Origin of the sequence: Photobacterium damselae, assembly GCF_003026815.1 — a bacterium.
GTDB classification, from domain to species: Bacteria; Pseudomonadota; Gammaproteobacteria; order Enterobacterales; family Vibrionaceae; genus Photobacterium; species Photobacterium damselae.
The window spans coordinates 579,666-597,359 of the sequence record NZ_PYOG01000001.1 but is presented as its reverse complement, the minus strand read 5'-3'; the positions used below and the strand labels follow the sequence as shown (position 1 = coordinate 597,359).

At 41.6% G+C, this 17,694-nt stretch carries 14 protein-coding genes; 8 read left to right on the top strand and 6 right to left on the bottom strand.

The features are described from left to right. Window positions 1-209 precede the first annotated feature (209 nt). The 3 genes from phoB to CTN07_RS02745 all read left to right on the top strand — a co-directional run bounded on the left by phoB (window position 210) and on the right by CTN07_RS02745 (window position 3,414). Window positions 210-899, top strand: coding sequence for a phosphate regulon transcriptional regulator PhoB (phoB, locus tag CTN07_RS02755; RefSeq protein ID WP_005300864.1), 690 nt, complete (start codon window positions 210-212; stop codon window positions 897-899). A gap of 116 nt (window positions 900-1,015) precedes the next feature. Continuing rightward, complete coding sequence (gene phoR / locus CTN07_RS02750; protein ID WP_005300860.1) at window positions 1,016-2,326, top strand: phosphate regulon sensor histidine kinase PhoR; 1,311 nt, start codon at window positions 1,016-1,018, stop codon at window positions 2,324-2,326. Then, complete coding sequence (locus CTN07_RS02745) at window positions 2,326-3,414, top strand: PstS family phosphate ABC transporter substrate-binding protein (protein ID WP_005300858.1); 1,089 nt, start codon at window positions 2,326-2,328, stop codon at window positions 3,412-3,414. Before phoR ends, CTN07_RS02745 begins: the two co-directional genes overlap by 1 nt. Here the strand turns inward: CTN07_RS02745 and ppx are convergent. The 3 genes from ppx to CTN07_RS02730 form a co-directional block, all read right to left on the bottom strand. Beyond that, window positions 3,377-4,891, bottom strand: a complete 1,515-nt coding sequence (gene ppx / locus CTN07_RS02740; RefSeq protein WP_005300855.1) for an exopolyphosphatase — start codon at window positions 4,889-4,891, stop codon at window positions 3,377-3,379. The two genes, CTN07_RS02745 and ppx, sit on opposite strands and share 38 nt — an antisense overlap. After that, the gene (ppk1, locus tag CTN07_RS02735; protein ID WP_005300852.1) at window positions 4,881-6,938 is read right to left on the bottom strand and encodes a polyphosphate kinase 1; all 2,058 of its coding nucleotides are present in this window, start codon (window positions 6,936-6,938) and stop codon (window positions 4,881-4,883) included. Before ppk1 ends, ppx begins: the two co-directional genes overlap by 11 nt. 74 nt (window positions 6,939-7,012) lie before the next feature. After that, complete coding sequence (locus CTN07_RS02730; RefSeq protein ID WP_036764327.1) at window positions 7,013-7,534, bottom strand: glycine cleavage system transcriptional repressor; 522 nt, start codon at window positions 7,532-7,534, stop codon at window positions 7,013-7,015. 183 nt (window positions 7,535-7,717) lie between these two features. Here CTN07_RS02730 and CTN07_RS02725 point away from each other — a divergent pair, with 183 nt between their 5' ends. Genes CTN07_RS02725 through phoU form a run of 4 tightly spaced genes read left to right on the top strand, consistent with a single transcriptional unit; the run spans window position 7,718 to window position 13,210 of the window. Beyond that, the gene (locus CTN07_RS02725) at window positions 7,718-9,973 is read left to right on the top strand and encodes an ABC transporter permease subunit (RefSeq protein ID WP_005300849.1); all 2,256 of its coding nucleotides are present in this window, start codon (window positions 7,718-7,720) and stop codon (window positions 9,971-9,973) included. A 29-nt stretch (window positions 9,974-10,002) separates the two neighbouring features. Next, entirely contained in the window at window positions 10,003-11,640 is a 1,638-nt protein-coding gene (gene pstA, locus CTN07_RS02720; RefSeq protein ID WP_005300846.1) for a phosphate ABC transporter permease PstA, read from the top strand. 26 nt (window positions 11,641-11,666) lie between these two features. After that, complete coding sequence (gene pstB, locus CTN07_RS02715; protein WP_005300843.1) at window positions 11,667-12,485, top strand: phosphate ABC transporter ATP-binding protein PstB; 819 nt, start codon at window positions 11,667-11,669, stop codon at window positions 12,483-12,485. A 14-nt stretch (window positions 12,486-12,499) separates the two neighbouring features. Further along, window positions 12,500-13,210: a phosphate signaling complex protein PhoU gene (gene phoU, locus CTN07_RS02710; protein ID WP_005300841.1), complete on the top strand. Its 711-nt coding sequence runs from the start codon at window positions 12,500-12,502 to the stop codon at window positions 13,208-13,210. Between the two features lie 177 nt (window positions 13,211-13,387). Here the strand turns inward: phoU and CTN07_RS02705 are convergent, their stop codons facing one another. From CTN07_RS02705 to CTN07_RS02695, 3 genes are all read right to left on the bottom strand, one after another. After that, entirely contained in the window at window positions 13,388-14,152 is a 765-nt protein-coding gene (locus tag CTN07_RS02705) for a YadA C-terminal domain-containing protein (protein WP_005300838.1), read from the bottom strand. Between the two features lie 290 nt (window positions 14,153-14,442). Continuing rightward, window positions 14,443-15,180 (bottom strand): copper homeostasis protein CutC, encoded by a 738-nt coding sequence (locus CTN07_RS02700; RefSeq protein WP_005300834.1) that lies wholly within the window; start codon window positions 15,178-15,180, stop codon window positions 14,443-14,445. A gap of 256 nt (window positions 15,181-15,436) precedes the next feature. Continuing rightward, window positions 15,437-16,045 carry a peroxiredoxin C gene (locus CTN07_RS02695; RefSeq protein ID WP_005300830.1) on the bottom strand — a complete coding sequence of 203 codons (609 nt, stop codon included), beginning with the start codon at window positions 16,043-16,045 and terminating at the stop codon, window positions 15,437-15,439. Between the two features lie 130 nt (window positions 16,046-16,175). Here CTN07_RS02695 and CTN07_RS02690 point away from each other — a divergent pair, with 130 nt between their 5' ends. Further along, on the top strand, window positions 16,176-17,072 hold the full coding sequence (locus CTN07_RS02690) for a hydrogen peroxide-inducible genes activator (RefSeq protein ID WP_005300827.1): 897 nt from the start codon (window positions 16,176-16,178) through the stop codon (window positions 17,070-17,072). Window positions 17,073-17,694: the final 622 nt, after the last annotated feature.

Here is a 17,694-nt window from a genome sequence, read left to right as displayed (position 1 = left end):
TTACAGCGGGTTAGTGAATTATTTTGTCACTAGCCCGTTTTCTTTATTGATTCGCCAATGAAAGGTGATCGAGTCAATATATTTATCGTAATAGGCAATAAGATAGCTAGTGAACAGTGAGTTTTTTATCGCACTTAGTCACAAAAGTGTCATAATTACCCCACATAATGACGCTCGACAGAGACAGAAACGACTAGGTAAATTTGATTATGGTAAGACGGATTCTTGTAGTAGAAGACGAAGCACCGATTCGTGAGATGTTGTGTTTTGTGCTAGAGCAAAAAGGCTATCAACCGATTGAAGCTGAAGATTACGACAGTGCTCTAGAAAAAATATGCGAACCTTATCCGGAGCTAATTCTAATGGATTGGATGTTACCTGGTGGCTCGGGCATTAATCTAATTAAACATCTTAAACGTGATGAGTTAACTCGTCAGATCCCGGTTGTTATGTTGACCGCTCGTGGGGAAGAAGAAGATAAAGTTCGTGGCCTTGAAGTTGGGGCTGATGATTACATTACAAAACCTTTTTCTCCTAAAGAATTAATGGCTCGTTTAAAAGCGGTGATGCGTCGAGTATCGCCTACCGCATTAGACGATACTATTGATGTGCAAGGCTTGAAATTAGATCCTGTTTCTCATCGTGTGACATCCAATGATGAACCGTTAGATATGGGGCCTACTGAGTTTAAGATGCTGCATTTCTTTATGACGCATCAAGAGCGTGTTTACAGTCGAGAGCAGTTACTCAATAACATTTGGGGAACTAACGTTTATGTTGAAGATCGCACTGTTGATGTTCATATTCGACGTTTACGCAAAGCCCTTGAAGCCAGTGGTCATGAAAAATTAATTCAGACGGTTCGTGGCGCAGGTTATCGTTTTTCAACTCGCACTTAATGCAATCATTAAAGAACGAACGACATAAAGCTGCAAGCTCAGGTTTGCAGCTTTGCTGTATCAAAAAAGTGGTATAAAAGTAGCAACGAAGCAGAACGTTGTTACGGGAGTGGAACATGGTCGAAAGACTGTCATGGAAAAAACTGGTGTGGGAACTGGTTCTGTTTTATTTGCCATGGATTGTACTGGGTATGATCTTTGGTTATTTACCGTGGTTTTTACTGATTGCCACTTGGATTCAACTTATTTGGCACTTTCATAATCAATTAAAAATGTCTAATTGGTTGTGGAATGAGCGTAGCCTAACCCCACCAACCAGTACTGGCAGTTGGGAACCACTGTTTAATGGTATCTATCGTTTGCAGCAGCGTAATCGTCGTCGTCGTCGTGAGTTAGCCACATTGATTCGCCGTTTCCGTAATGGTGCCGAATCTCTACCCGATGCGGTTGTAGTGTTTCGCAGTGAAGGTAATATCGTTTGGTGTAACAAATTAGCGCAAAACTTATTAGGTTTTCGTTGGCCCGATGATGCAGGTCAACCGATCAACAATTTGCTACGCAGCCCCGACTTTGGCCGTTATTTGGCCCATCAGCAGTTTGAACATCCTATTGAAATCACATCCCCAATGAACTACGACCGTACGTTGGAACTGCGTATTGTACGCTATACGGAAGGCGAATATTTGATGGTGGTTCGTGACGTTTCTCAACTCAAACAACTTGAAGGCATGCGTCGTAACTTCTTTGCCAATGTTTCTCATGAATTGCGTACTCCGATGACGGTTCTGCAAGGATATCTAGAGATGTCGAGCGATCCTGATATGTTAGTTGGGCCGATGTGGACACGAGCTCATGGTGTCATGACCGAGCAGTTATCACGGATGAATGCATTAGTGGAGCAACTGCTTACTCTATCTAAAATTGAAGCGGCACCAACGATTGATTTGGAAGAAGTGGTTGATGTGCCAAAGATGCTGGATCTATTAGAGAAAGAAGCGCAATCACTTAGTGGCGATAAAAATCAACAGATTCATTTTGAGATTGACCGATCTTTGAAAGTCCATGGCGATGAAGATCAGTTGCGCAGTGCAATTTCGAACCTTGTGTACAATGCGGTAAAACATACTCCTGAAAATGCCGCTATTACGGTGCGTTGGTATAACACAAAAACTGGCGCTAAATTAGAAGTGACTGACAGTGGTGAAGGGATCGCCCCACAGCATATTCATCGTTTAACTGAGCGTTTCTATCGTGTTGATAAAGCGCGATCTCGTGAAACAGGGGGAAGTGGACTGGGCTTAGCCATTGTTAAACACGCCTTAAGTCACCACGATACTCACTTAGATATTGCAAGTGAAGTTGGCGTAGGGAGTACGTTCTCTTTTGTGCTGCCAAACCGTTTAGTCGCACAAGCTGAGGTTGCGTAATGAAAAGGGGATGGCGGTTCAGTCAAATAGTGGCAATCGGTATCTTGGGGTATTGCTCGGCAGCTTTTACCCAAAATTTGACGACTTCTCCGCTTGATGTTCAAAGCGCTCAATTAGGCAGTTATAGCAGTGAGAATCGAACGGCTAACCAACCAAGCACGACTAATGAAGCTTTGACGTTACTGTTACCTCACTATCATCGAGTCAGTGGTATTTCGGGCAATTTATCATCGTCGGGCTCAGATACTTTGGCAAATCTAATGACCTATTGGGCTGAAGAGTTTAAGCGCCGCTATCCGAATGTTCATATTCAAATTCAAACGGCGGGGTCATCAACGGCACCGACGGCACTAACGGAAGCAACAGCTCAGCTTGGGCCGATGAGTCGTCAGATGAAAACCAAAGAGATTGAAGCATTTGAGCACGAATATGGCTACCCACCCACTGAAATCCGAGTTGCCATTGATACATTAGCCGTGTTTGTACATGAAGATAATCCTTTAAAAGGGCTAAACTTTAAACAGCTCGATGCGATCTACTCTCGAACGTATCAGTGTGGTGCTGTAGAGACTATTACACGTTGGGGGCAACTGGGCCTAACGGGTAGTTGGCAACATCGCCCAATTCAGCTATTTGGCAGAAACTCAGTATCAGGAACTTACGGTTATTTTAAAAAACGTGCGTTATGTCGAGGAGATTTTCGCAGTAACGTCAATGAGCAACCAGGTTCTGCATCGGTTGCACAATCGGTATCTACCTCTCTTAACGGAATTGGTTATTCGGGGATTGGTTACAAAACAACGGGTATTCGTGCTATTCCCATCGCCCGAGAAGGCAACGAATATGTAGAAGCGACCATTGATAACTCAGTATCAGGTCACTATCCCCTTGCTCGTTACTTGTATGTTTACGTCAATAAGAAACCAAACAAGCCATTAGCGCCTATTGTGCAAGAGTTCTTTCGTTTTGTTCTCTCACAAGATGGCCAGCAGATAGTGCAAAAAGATGGCTATGTTCCGGTGCCACAATCCGTTGTGGAACAAGACCTGATTAAGTTAGGTCTTGGGCATAACTCAGCTGCCAATTAACTTTGTGCCAGTAGGCTTGCTCACGTATTAAGTCGGCTTCTAGCAGTTGATTTTCTTTAAGCCATTCAGAAGGCAAAGTCAGATGCCAATGTTGCTGGTTGGCTTTGAGGTGGATAGTTGGATGAGGTAATCCACGTCGCTGACCATTAAAGATCACAGCAAGGCGTAAAGCTCGGATCATTGGATAGATTTGTTTGCGGCTATACAGTGAGAGCTCTGCCATCTCGGTCAGTTTAAGGCTTTTTCGTTGAAAACGGGCTAACGTGGCAAGTAAGGTTTGTTGCTCAAGGTTAAAGCCAGGCATGGTGGAATAACGCAATAAGTAGCTAGAATGGCGATGAAAGCCCGGATAGCTAATGCTTAACCCGACTTCATGAAGTAATGCAGCCCAATTGAGTAGTGACGTTAGCTCACTGTTGTTATCTTCTGATGGTGTTAACTGACGATATAAATACAGCGCCGTCTCTTTTACTCGAGTCGCCTGGTGGACATCAACATGATATTGCTTCGCTAAGGCTTTTGCCGTTCGTGTTCGAATATCTTGTTGGCGAAAGCGCGATTCCATTTCATAGAGTAATCCTTCACGCAATGCGCCACTGGAAAAGGACAGTGTGGCAATATTCAATTCTTGAAAAATGGCCGAGAGGATAGCAACACCTGCCGCGAAAACCGGTTGGCGATCAGCACTTAATCCAGGTAAATCCAATTGGGTTATTTTTTTACACTTTATCATCTGCTCAATAAGCTGATTCAGTTTCGCTAAAGTAATGTCACCTTCATCGAGCGCTGGGTTTTGGGCGTCTAATACTTCACGTATTGCTTTGATAGTACCTGATGAACCCAGAGCAAATTGCCATCCTAAGGCTTTGTATTGTTCGGCGATACTTTCTAGTTTTTGCTTGGCAGCTAACTGAGCTTGATGGAAGTTGCGTTTATTTAGTTTTCCATCAGCAAAGAAACGTTGGCTATAGCTGACGCACCCCATATGTTTGCTATAAAGAAGCTGTGGTGTAAATCCAGCACCAATAATCAGCTCAGTACTGCCACCGCCAATATCAATGACTAGCTTTTGTGCCATCGATTCGTGAGTATGAGCCACGCCAAGGTAAATTAATCGAGCTTCTTCTGTTCCTGGAATTATCTCAATAGGATAAGGTAAATAATGCTCGGCACGTTTTAGAAAAATATGGGCATTTTTAGCCTGGCGCAAAGTATAGGTTGCTGCGATTCTGACATCGGCTTGAGGAAAATCTTGTAACCGTTCGGCAAACATGGCCAAGCACTGAAGCCCTTGTTGCATAACCGTTTGGTTGAGGTTGTTATGACTATCTAAGCCAGAAGCTAAACGAACCCGTTGTTTATGTCGACTGATAATTTGTAAGCTATTACCGATAATACGAGCAACAACCATGTGAAAACTGTTTGAACCCAGATCGATGGCAGCAATCTCGCGAGGTGCTTTGTATTCACTGTTCATGCTGTCTCCCCAAACGCTTTTCTTGTCGTTTTAGATAACGGTAAATTGCCAGTTGTGACCGAACTTTTTTGCCCGTTGTTACTCGCTGGCGATATTGATTAGACTGCTTTGCATCGATAACTCGTGCTTTTACGGAATCTTGCAGATGCAGTGCCATTATATCAATAATAGTTTGTTTAAGTTGCGGATCATAAATAGGACATCCGACTTCGATTCGACGATCTACATTTCGAGTCATCCAGTCTGCCGATGAGATATACACATCAGGTTGTCCTTGATTGTGAAAAATCATCACTCGAGAATGTTCGAGAAAGCGATCAACAATACTGATAACGCGAATATTTTTACTCAAACTATCATCTTCGGTTTGTAAGCTGCACATACCTCGAATAATCAAGGTAATCTCCACCCCATCTTGGCTGGCTTGATACAGCTTTTCGATTAAGCCTTCATCAGTTAGGTTATTCAGCTTTAATACAATTTTTCCGATATGTCCTTGCTTAACGGCTTTTCGCTCTTGTTTGATCAGATGATAGAGCTTTTGTCGCATATTTCGTGGGGAGACAAGCAGATGTTCAAACTGACAATCATAGTAAGGATTAGCAATATAGCGAAAGACATCTCGAACTTCTTTTGTTAACTTTTTATCTGCTGTTAATAGAGAAAAATCAGTGTAAACCTGAGCACTGTCTTCGTTAAAATTTCCGGTCCCAATATGAGCATAACGAGCCCATTTCCCATGTTCTGAGCGTGTAATTAAGCACAGTTTTGAGTGTATTTTTAATCCCGGAACCCCAAATAAAACGTGAACCCCTGCTTGTTGTAATTGTTTGGCCCAAGATAAATTGGCTTCTTCATCAAATCGAGCTTGTAACTCCACGATAACCGTAACTTGTTTGCCGTTTTTGGCTGCTTGAATCAGAGAGCGAACAATACGAGATTGTGAGGCTAAACGGTAAATATTGATTTTGATGCTATGAACTAAGGGATCAAAGGCCGCTAAACGGATTAACTCGGTCAGTGGCAGAAAATCGTGATAAGGATAATAAAGTAAGACATCGTGAGCCGATATCGCTAAAAATGGATTGGGATTTTTAGCTAGCTGAGTGCTTATTAATGGTGGCAGTTTAGGATGAACAAGATGATCATTGCCAATAGATGGAAACTGCATCAGCCATTTATCGTTATGAAAATTACCCGTCGGTTGAAGGCTTAAAGGATCATCAATATTGAGCAGTTGACATAAATACTGTAACAGAGCGTCTGGCATATTGTCTTGATAGACTAAACGAACCGTTGGTGCGGATAATCGTTGGGTTAAACTTAGCGAGAGTTTGTCTAACACTGATTGCTCTTCATCTAAGCTCCAATCTAATTGGCTATCGCGGGTAATTGTAATGGCGTAACAGTGAAGCTGACGATAGGAAAATAGCGGTTGAAACAGTTTTGTCAGATAAAATCGAATTACCTCATCTAAAAAAATCAGATGGTGATGGGTTGCGTGGTGAGTCGGTATTTTAATAAAAACATCAAGTTGAGTTGGGATATCAACCAGGGCATAAATGTGTTTATCTTCTTGCTCGATAATCACAGCCAAATAACTACCATGATTATGAAACTGACTATGGACGCTAAGCAACTGAGGTGTGAGATGAGGCAATATATTCTGGCTAAAATATTGCTGGAGCCATGCTCGCTGGTAACCCGCTAAGGACTCGATACCATTGAGATGAATATGTTGCTTTTGTAGTGCGTGAATAATGTGATCATAAGCCGCAGTAAAGCGTTCATTTTGTTGGTCTATTTTCTGTTGCAGTCGAGCCAAAAGCAGTTGAGCATTATCACCTTTATTTCGTTCTGATTCGATAAGGATATGACGTTTAATTTCAGCAATGCGAACTTTGTAAAACTCATCTAAGTTATTGGCATAAATCCCTAGAAAACGCGCTCGTTCAATAAGAGGCACGCTACTATCTTCAGCCTCTTGTAAAACGCGATGATTAAAGCTTAGCCAACTGAGTTCTTTGTTAATAAAACGCATATCCATATAGTGAGTATTATTCGACAATTGAATGTTTCTATCATAGAAAAAATAGAAACAAAAAGGTATTTATAATCGAATTAAACAGTTGCTATTTCATCTGCCGTTAACAAATCCATGGTGAGATCATCAGAAAGTTGTTCAAGGTGTGCTTGTACATCACCTATTGTTAAGGCGTTTGGCAACTCTAGCTCAAAATTAGCGGAGAAAATGGGATAGCCCCAGTTGGGCGCGCTTTGGGTTTGAGAGGTCAGTTTAATGATATTAATGCCTAATTGGGTTAGATGTGCTGTCACTTCTTTAATAATGCCGGGACGGTCATTACCTGTAACCTGAAGTAAATAGTTGTCAAAGCTAACAGTTTTTTGGCTTTGGGCTTCAACAATATGGATCTGGAGTTCATCTATTTGCGATAATGCTTGGCTAAGTTGCATTATGTGGTGGGGTTCTATTTCAAGTTGAATAATCCCCGCAAATTGTCCGGACAGTTGGCTTAGTGAGCTTTGTAGCCAGTTGCCATGGTTTTGGTAAACGGTATCGGATAAACGCTCGACTAAGCCGGTACGATCTTGGCCGATAATGGTCACGAGTAATTGGGTCATAATACATTCCTTGTCAATGAATTAACGAGTGTGAAATTAAGTGTATTGATGGGCTATTGAATAAGCATAGTTCGAATTAAAAAACAGGGTAAAACGAAATGATGGCAGTGGAATAAACTTGTCACAAAAGTGTCATAATACCGTTCTACTATTGCTAACCGTATAAATCGATTCGAGGTAATAATGGCTAATGCCGATTCTTTATTTGCCAGTGACCGACTTCGCCGAATTAAAGATTCTTGGGCGCGAGTAGGGGTAACTGCAGGCGGTATTTCTGTACTTATTACTTTGGTTTTGATCTTCTTTTATTTGCTCTATGTTATTGGCCCTATTTTTTCTTCGGTCACCGTTAAACCTTCACAGCAATTTTCTCTGCCACTACAAGGGCAAACCTCAGCTCTTGGTACGGATGATAATAATCAATTAGCGTATCGATTTTCATTTGAAGGAACGGTCGATTTTGTTCGTTTATTTCAGGCTGAAAAAACGCTAACCGAGCAAGATCGCGCAGCTTCTCAACAAAGCCATTTAGTAACAACAAAGTCAGTCATCACTAACCCAACAGCCTTTGCTGCAAGCTTGCCGCGGGATCAGTTGTTTGTATACGGCAATGAACAAGGGCAAGCTATGGTGGTCAAACCGGATTTTGTCACGCATTTTGCTGATGGTCATAAAACCGTTGTACCAGAGTTACTCTATCCGGCTGGCAAGCAAGCACTACAGTTAGCGCCAGTGGACGATCCTTTGGTGAAATTGGCGATTTCAGGACGAGAAGGTGATGCTGCCTTAGTGGGTAAGACTCAGTCGGGCCAGTTTTATGCCATGGTTTTTTGGACTCATGGGCTCGATAGCAGTCAACATCAATGGCAGTATAATCGTTACCCAATTATTGGATTGCCTGCCAATGTAACTGATTTTGATGTGACGCCTGATGGCAAGACCTTATATGCCCTTAGTGGTAAAGAACTCTATGTCGTTAAGCTAACTAAGCAGCAGGCCATGATTCGTCAAGTGCTCAGTGTTTCTGATGATAAGACTATCCCGGTTGGTATGTACTTACTTTCTGGTGCACAATCATTGCTATTGGTAAACAGTGATAATACCGTTAATCAGTGGTTTGAAGTGGTGAAAGATGGCAAGCGCACTCTTGTTTATGCCCGAGAGTTTGAATTTTCTGCCAGCCCAATTTATAAGTTGATCCCTGAGTATTTTCGTAAGGGATTTTACGCCATTCAGCAAGATGGGACTGTCTCAGCATATTTTACCTCTGAACATAACATTATTTATCAGCAAAAACTGTTTACGTCCTTACCCGATTTTGTCGCTATTTCTCCCCGAGCCAATTTGCTCTTAACACTAAATGGCGAACAGTGGAAAAGTTATAGTGTTGATAATTTACATCCAGAGATTGGCTTATCGTCATTATGGCAAAAAGTGTGGTATGAGGGGTACAGTGAGCCCGATTATGTCTGGCAGTCGACCTCAGCTAGTAATGAATTTGAGCCAAAACTCAGCTTAGTACCAATCGTTTTTGGTACCTTTAAAGCGGCAATTTATGCGCTATTTTTTGCTATACCTTTAGCATTGGGTGGGGCAATTTATACCGCGTATTTTATGTCCAGTAAGATGCGTCGTGTTGTAAAACCAACCATTGAACTGATGGAAGCATTACCAACGGTTATCCTGGGTTTTCTTGCTGGTATTTGGCTGGCTCCGATCGTGGAAAAACATCTACCAGGCATTGTAATGATCTTGGTTTTGTTTCCTCTTACCATGTTATTGGTTGGGCTATTGTGGTCTATTTTACCTGGACGTTGGCGTCATAAAATTCCTAATGGGATGCACATTGCTTTATTGATGCCGGTTATTGCTCTGCTTACTTATGGCTGTTTTGCAATAAGTCCTTGGATTGAGCAGTGGCTGTTTCACGGTGATGTCAGAAGTTATGTCACCAATGAATTAGGGATTGGTTATGATCAGCGCAATGCACTTGTCGTGGGTATTGCGATGGGCTTTGCGGTTATTCCGACCATATTTTCTATTGCTGAAGATGCGATTTTTTCTGTCCCTAAACATTTAACTAATGGTTCTCTTGCTCTTGGTGCAACCCATTGGCAGACCTTAACCAAAGTGGTTCTTTTAACTGCCAGCCCAGGTATTTTCTCTGCGGTTATGATGGGATTAGGACGTGCGGTGGGAGAGACCATGATAGTCTTAATGGCGACCGGGAACACGCCTGTGATGGACTGGAATATTTTGCAAGGGATGCGAACATTAGCCGCGACTATTGCGATTGAGATGCCAGAATCGGAAGTGGGGAGTTCTCATTATCGCGTGCTGTTTTTAGCGGCATTTGTCTTGTTTGTCGCCACATTTGTCTTTAATACCATTGCTGAGCTAGTACGTCAGAGATTAAGAGAAAAATACCGTTCTTTATAGTCTCTGGCAGAAGGAAAAGAAAAAGAATAATGATTAAATGGTTTAAATCCGGTGCTCCTTGGATTTGGCTCACAGCAGGCTCAGTCAGTGTGAGTTTGCTTGCCGTATTAGGATTGCTACTTTTGATAGGCTGGAAGGGGCTGAGTTACTTCTGGCCAGATTCAGTCTATCGATTTGATATTACATCGAATGGAAAAACACATTCATTATTAGGTGAGATTTACGATCAGCAAGTGATCTCTAGGCAACAATTGCTGGAAGCTGGGGTTCAACTGGATCCCGCAAACTTAGATGATATTACTCGCTATGTGATTAAAGTAGGCAACCGTGAGCAAAATGGCTCAGACTTTGTCACTGTTCTGAGTACTCATATTGTTCAGCAACAACTAGCCGATAATGTGGTGGTGGTCGATCGTGATAAAAATGGCAAATTCTACGGTTATCCGGTGGCGATTTATGAAGGTAAGGTTGAACTGCCTTTTCATGATTATCTCCAGTTAAAAGAGAAAACCTTACAGCTCCGTCACGATCTTGAGCAGTTGCAGCAAGTTGAGATTGCAAACGTCAATTGGCAATTGGAACAGCTACGTATTCAACATCGAAAAGCGGAGCTAAAAGGACAGGCTGAGCCGGACAAAATACAGCAGTATGAGCGTCAACGTCGTCAGTTAGAGTTGGAATATAAGCAGATGGAAGGTCATCTGTTTTCATTACAAAATCAACTTGCTGATAGCGGGATCATTGTTCGCAATAGTCAGGGACAGCAAGTCAAACTGCCAATGGATCAAGTGTTGGATGTCTGGCAGCCAAATAACCTGACCTTAATCGAAAAAATAGCGCATTGGGGCCATCAAGTCGGTAAGTTTCTCAGTGAAGAACCGCGAGAGGCTAATACTGAGGGTGGTGTCTTTCCAGCCATTTTCGGTACGGTTTTTATGGTGCTGCTGATGAGTATTATAGTGACCCCCCTTGGTGTCATGGCGGCTGTTTATCTGCATGAGTACGCAAAGAAGAATGCATTTACTAAAGTGATTCGAATTGCCGTTATCAATTTAGCTGGCGTACCTTCTATTGTGTATGGGGTCTTTGGCCTAGGCTTCTTTGTTTACATGGTGGGCGGAACTATCGATGACTTGTTCTTTTCTGCCCAGCTGCCAACGCCGACATTTGGTACACCAGGAGTTTTGTGGTCGGCATTAACCTTAGCCATTTTGACATTACCTGTGGTGATTGTCTCAACCGAAGAAGGATTGGCCCGCATTCCCAATTCAGTACGCAATGGCTCATTAGCATTAGGGGCAACGCAGTCTGAAACGTTATGGCGTATCGTATTACCTATGGCAAGTCCTGCAATTATGACCGGGTTGATTTTGGCCGTCGCACGAGCCGCTGGTGAAGTCGCGCCATTAATGCTGGTGGGGGTTGTAAAAATGGCTCCGACGTTACCTGTTGATTTGCATTTTCCTTATGTTCACTTAGATCGTAAATTCATGCATCTGGGCTATCATATTTATGATGTTGCTTTTCAAAGCCCAAATGTAGAAGCGGCAAGACCTTTAGTTTATGCGACATCATTTTTATTAGTGACTGTGATTATCAGTTTGAATTTAACTGCCATTGGCATTCGTAACTATTTACGAGAAAAGTACCGCACTTTGGAACAGTAGCGAGCAATGTTAAGGACCCGTATTTTATGTTAACCATAGATCCGACATTAGGGTTATATCAATCATTAGATTTAACCTCGTTACCCGAAGAGCAAACCGCGCTTTCCATAGAAGGGTTAAACTTGTTTTATGGTAAATCTCAAGCGCTATTTGATATCAATATGCGTATAGCGAAAGGCCAAGTGACGGCTTTTATCGGGCCTTCTGGCTGTGGTAAATCGACCTTATTAAGCTGCATTAACCGGATGAACGATCTGGTTGAAGAGTGTCATATTGATGGCAAGATCGTATTAAATGGTCAAAATATCTATGATAAACAGGTTGATGTTGCCGCGTTACGACGTCGAGTTGGAATGGTTTTTCAGCGCCCGAATCCTTTCCCTAAGTCTATTTATGAAAATGTGGTTTATGGGTTACGACTACAAGGTGTAAAGGATAGACGAGTGCTTGATGATGCGGTCGAAAGTTCTTTGCGTGGTGCGGCGTTATGGGATGAAGTTAAAGACCGACTACATGAAAATGCCTTTGGTCTCTCTGGGGGGCAGCAGCAGCGCTTAGTCATTGCTCGAGCCATAGCAATAGAGCCTGAAGTGCTATTGTTAGATGAGCCAACATCTGCGTTGGACCCTATCTCAACATTGACGATTGAAGAGCTGATTAATGAGCTAAAAACCAAATATACCGTTATTATTGTGACTCATAATATGCAGCAGGCCGCTCGAGTATCGGATCAAACTGCCTTTATGCATATGGGAGAATTGGTAGAATACGCCAGCACTAATGATATTTTTACCACCCCAAGAGAAAAACGCACAGAAGACTACATTACAGGTCGTTACGGTTAAGGAGTTATTATACCGTGCTAAGCAATATCAGTTTAGGTCGTCATATATCAGGACAGTTTAACCATGAGTTAGAAAGTATTCGAACTCATGTATTGGCGATGGGTGGCCTAGTCGAACAGCAGCTTGCCGATGCATTAAAAGCACTACATAAGCAAGATGCTGATTTGGCCAAACGGGTGATTATTGAAGATCATAAAGTAAACTCGATGGAAGTTGCCATTGATGAAGCCTGTACTCGGATCATTGCAAAGCGACAACCAACCGCAAGCGATTTACGTTTGGTTATTGCCATTATAAAAACAATTACTGATCTTGAGCGTATTGGCGATGTGGCAGAAAGCATTGCTAAAGTCGCATTAGAGAGCTTTAGCAATAAGCAATATAACCTATTGGTTTCTTTAGAATCTCTTGGTCAGCATACGGTTCGAATGCTGCATGAGGTGTTAGATGCGTTTGCTCGTATGGATGTTAAAGCCGCAATAGAAGTGTACCAAGAAGATGATCGAATTGATCAAGAGTATGAGTCGATAGTCAGACAGCTAATGGCCCATATGATGGAAGATCCAAGCTCAATTCCTAATGTAATGAAAGTGATGTGGGCGGCACGTTCTATTGAGCGAGTGGGTGATCGCTGTCAAAACATTTGTGAGTACATTATCTACTTTGTGAAGGGTAAAGACGTTCGCCATACCAAACCAGATGATTTTGGTACTATGCTCGATTAATCTATACAAGAAACAAGAAGGTCGCCAGCATCGTAAATGTGGCGACCTTTTTTAATGCAAAAAAGCCCTTCTAAAGGTAAACGAAGGGCGAGAGTAACCAAATGGTCAAAATTGAGTGGATATAACATTCATGCTGATTTTGTTATTGTTGCTATATTTCAATTAGTTAACTGCGTTTCAGTTAAAGCTGTATTGTAAACCGACACCGCCTGCGACTTCTGATGACGAGTATTTACCGCTCGTTTCGTAATGGAAAGTTCCTGATACACTTAAGTTTTCGTTGATTCCATAAGCACCACCAAGGGCTAAAGCTTCTTTTGAGCCTGCAAATCCTACACCTGCACCGACTGCAAATTGACCATTGGCAACGTATGGACGAGCATTAGTTACTGCATGTAAACCCGCTCTTACCCCATCCATTTGCTCATCTAATTCACTGAACTTACGTTGTGTTTCTTCGGCAAAAGATTGGAAAGATTTTTCTAAGTTATCAATACGCACAGTATCATTTGATTTTGGTGTCACGCCAAAATCAGGGTCAGCAACAATGGGTTGTTCTGGTGTTGCTGGAACTTCAATTGGGTTCTCAGGCGCAGCTTCTATTGGCTTTGATGGCTTCGTATTTTCAATTGGGTTTTCTGGCGCAGCCTCAATAGGTTGAGATGGTTTTTCATTCTCAATCGGGTGTGTTGGTTTTGGTGGTTCAATAGGATTACTAGGCGCAGCCTCAATAGGTTGTGTTGGTCTTACATTCTCAATCGGATGTGTTGGCTTTGGTGGTTCAATAGGATTACTAGGTGCTGCCTCAATAGGTTGTGTTGGTCTTACATTTTCAATTGGATGTGATGGTTTTGGTTGCTCAATCGGATTGCTTGGTGTAGCTGCAATCGCCATTGAAGACATCAACATAGAAAGAGATAGGGCAATAGTCGTTTTTTTCATTTGGAACTCTCGTCATAATTAATTGATAAATCACTAAATGAGCGTCCTGCTCTTGTTATTGTCTTATCCGTTTCGACGAGAGGAATAATAAAAATATTTAATTAATTCATCTAATTACAACTCTTTATATCAATATTGAATCAAATTTATTAATAAGCGGGATGGATTAAAGATAATAAAAGATGTTTATGAGGTGTTGAGAAATGAATGAAAAGGAGAGTCTAGGTTTGAGTTCTATACATAAGTAACTTGGATATAAGGCTATATACCCAAGTTACTCGATACTTTAATTAAAACAACTGCTTGGCAACCGCTGCAATTTTATTAGCGTCCGTTACTGGGATTGCGAAATCGTCAATATCAGCATTACCCATATAGGCTTGATTGGAGTATTTTTTCATAAGACTTGGTCGGGTCGTTTTACCCGATAAATGAATTTCTCTAACTCCGGTAGCTGAAATAATCTGCCCAACATTTTCTGCAGTCACACCAGCTCCCGCCATAATAGCCAGTCGCTCACCACAATATGTCACCATTTCTTTTAGCGTATCTCTACCATCATAAGCGTTGGCTTTAAGGCCTGAAGTAAGAATTCGCTCACAACCTAGAGACATCAAAATATCAAGAGTTGCCATAGGGTCGATACATTGATCGATGGCGCGATGGAACGTCACCCCCATGCCTTGTGCTTGATGGATTAATGCCTTTAATTGGTCTTTATCGACCTGTCCTTGATCGGTAAGAACGCCAAGCACAACACCAGATAAGTTTGCTTGCTTTGCTGCATGTACATCAGCCAGCATAATTTCCATGTCTTGATCGGTAAAAAGGAAATCCCCTTGGCGAGGTCGAATCATGGCATAGACTGGAACTTGGGCATATTTGACGGCGGCTTGCATAAAACCAAAACTTGGCGTTAATCCACCTAAAGCAAGAGATGAGCACAGCTCAATGCGGGTTGCACCACCTTGTTGAGCTAGATGAAGAGATTCAATATTGTCGATACAAACTTCAAGTTGGAAAGTCATTATTTAATACAAAATAGCGAGAAAGGGGGTCTCAGTGTAGAGGAATTGGTAAAAAGAGACGAACAGTTAGATAAGAGAATGAGAGCTTGAGATGATTTTTATTACAACTGATAAGAAGAAAGAGTAGGGTAATAAAATTTGGATAAAAAAGGGCCCGGTGTATCCGGGCCTCATAATTTTTTATTTTAAGCTAACTTTGGCTTTACGCATATGCGTTCGTTAGTTTAAGTGCCGTTGAGCGTGGCACTATAGGTAATTACTTACCTAGATCTTCAGTGTGCTCAGATAGGTAAGCGGCAACACCTTTTGGAGATGCGTCCATACCAGCTTTACCTTCTTCCCACTGTGCAGGACATACTTCACCGTGTTTCTGGTGGAAGTTTAGTGCGTCAACCATACGTAGCATTTCATCAATGTTACGGCCTAGAGGTAGGTCGTTTACTACTTGGTGGCGAACCATGCCATCTTCGTCGATTAGGAAAGAGCCACGGAAAGCAACGCCAGCTTCTGGGTGCTCTACGTCGTATGCTTTACAGATTTCGTGCTTCACATCAGCAACTAGCGGGTATTTAACTTGACCAATACCGCCGTTTTCAACAGCAGTGTTACGCCATGCGTTGTGAGAGAACTGAGAGTCGATTGAAACACCAATTACTTCTACGCCTTTAGCTTGGAAATCTTCAAAACGCTTGTCAAAAGCGATTAGCTCAGAAGGACATACGAAAGTGAAGTCTAGTGGATAGAAGAAAACTACCGCTTTTTTACCTTTAGTGAATTCTGCAAAGTTGAAGTTATCAACGATTTCGCCGTTACCTAGAACAGCTGCAGCAGTAAAATCTGGTGCTTGACGACCTACTAGTACCATTTTGGTGCTCCTAAAATTCTGGTTTGTTACCAATTTTTGAATTGGCTCCTTACTCGTGCGAGACAAACTATAGCGAAACTGGTAGATTGGAAAAAGCGGAATAAATAGATTGAAGTAATCGAAAATAACGATGAATAAATTTCCATCACTTAAGCAGCTGCATTATTTAGTCACTTTATCTGAAACGCGTCACTTCGGTGAGGCGGCAAAGAAGTGTTTCGTGAGCCAATCAACCTTGAGCTCAGGAATTCAAAATTTAGAAGAATTACTCGACTGCCAACTTATTGAGCGAGATAACAAGTCGTTGGTATTTACAGCAACTGGCGATCAAGTTGTGACCCGAGCGCGTGAATTGCTGGCTCGATCTCAAGACTTGGTTGAGCTATCAAGCTGTCGTGGTGACGCGATGGAAGGCCAGCTTCGTATTGGATGCATTCCAACCATTGCTCCATTTTTATTGTGTGATTTAGTGCAAGAAGTGAATCGACTTCACCCTAACTTGCATCTATTGTTGCGTGAAGATACCACAACAAACCTTTTAGCGGCACTACGAAGTGGTGAAATGGATGTCTTAATTTTAGCTTTACCGGTTGAGATTAATGGCATGCACAGCAAGGTTGTGGGTCGTGATGCTTTTAAAATGGTGATTAGCAAACAGCAAGCTAATAGCGTAACGGTTCCATTACGATATGCTGATTTACCCGATGAGTCAGTATTTCTACTAGAGAAAGAGCACTGTCTGACTGATCACGCGGTATCGGCATGTAAGTTAACAACCAAGGAGAAGATCAACCCCTTTACTGCAACCAGTTTGCATACCTTGGTACAAATGGTTGCAAATGGTTTAGGTACGACCTTTATTCCACAAATGGCAATTGAACACGGGATCTTGGATAACCAAAATCTGGTTGTATTAGAGCCGCCAGGTCAGGAAGCGTACCGTGAGATTGGTTTAGTGTGGCGACCAACCTCTAGCCGTACTCATGTCTTTAATCAGCTGGCTGAGATTGTGTCGGATCTTCTTTGATACGACACTTAAGATCATATCTAATGAACGAAGGGGGCTTTATGTCCTCTTTTTTTATTCCTGCCATGTGAATCTTTACCGATAATCTGAAATTTAGTGTTAACTGCTAATATTTTGTATTATTTAAGAATTATCTGTATGTTCTTAGTGATGTTTCTCTTTGCGGGGAAAATGATAAAAATCTCTCTTTTGTAGATAAATTATGTTTCGCTTTGCAAACTAATTCATATCCATTTATTCGTCTTAAATTGATTCTTGTTTGAATATGATTCCTTCTTCATTTTAATCCTCTGTTTATTCGAAAAATTCTTATAAAAGTTAAGTAGCTCTGTGTTTAAAACGTATTTTCTTTATTTATAGTTAAGATAATTTCTGTAATTTAATTACGTAACATCTTACACATAGTGGGTATTACAGGTGTTTGAAGTAATTCTCTGTATTTTGTTTTAATTTAGTGTTTTAAGTTATTGCTCTAGTTTTTGTATTTTATTGATTATTAATAATTAATTTACTTTTGTTCTATTTTTCATACTTTGGTCTAGTTGCTTTTCTGATTTTGTTTCGGCAGTGTTTATAAAGTGTTAATAATTTTTTTGATCTTATTTTCATTACCTGCTACCAC

Excerpts from the sequence above, each read along its gene's own strand:
- phoB (WP_005300864.1), top strand. The coding sequence starts at position 210 with ATGGTAAGACGGATTCTTGTAGTAGAAGACGAAGCACCGATTCGTGAG.
- phoR (WP_005300860.1), top strand. The coding sequence starts at position 1,016 with ATGGTCGAAAGACTGTCATGGAAAAAACTGGTGTGGGAACTGGTTCTG.
- CTN07_RS02745 (WP_005300858.1), top strand. The coding sequence starts at position 2,326 with ATGAAAAGGGGATGGCGGTTCAGTCAAATAGTGGCAATCGGTATCTTG.
- ppx (WP_005300855.1), bottom strand. The coding sequence starts at position 4,891 with ATGAACAGTGAATACAAAGCACCTCGCGAGATTGCTGCCATCGATCTG.
- ppk1 (WP_005300852.1), bottom strand. The coding sequence starts at position 6,938 with ATGGATATGCGTTTTATTAACAAAGAACTCAGTTGGCTAAGCTTTAAT.
- CTN07_RS02730 (WP_036764327.1), bottom strand. The coding sequence starts at position 7,534 with ATGACCCAATTACTCGTGACCATTATCGGCCAAGATCGTACCGGCTTA.
- CTN07_RS02725 (WP_005300849.1), top strand. The coding sequence starts at position 7,718 with ATGGCTAATGCCGATTCTTTATTTGCCAGTGACCGACTTCGCCGAATT.
- pstA (WP_005300846.1), top strand. The coding sequence starts at position 10,003 with ATGATTAAATGGTTTAAATCCGGTGCTCCTTGGATTTGGCTCACAGCA.
- pstB (WP_005300843.1), top strand. The coding sequence starts at position 11,667 with ATGTTAACCATAGATCCGACATTAGGGTTATATCAATCATTAGATTTA.
- CTN07_RS02705 (WP_005300838.1), bottom strand. The coding sequence starts at position 14,152 with ATGAAAAAAACGACTATTGCCCTATCTCTTTCTATGTTGATGTCTTCA.
- CTN07_RS02700 (WP_005300834.1), bottom strand. The coding sequence starts at position 15,180 with ATGACTTTCCAACTTGAAGTTTGTATCGACAATATTGAATCTCTTCAT.
- CTN07_RS02695 (WP_005300830.1), bottom strand. The coding sequence starts at position 16,045 with ATGGTACTAGTAGGTCGTCAAGCACCAGATTTTACTGCTGCAGCTGTT.
- CTN07_RS02690 (WP_005300827.1), top strand. The coding sequence starts at position 16,176 with ATGAATAAATTTCCATCACTTAAGCAGCTGCATTATTTAGTCACTTTA.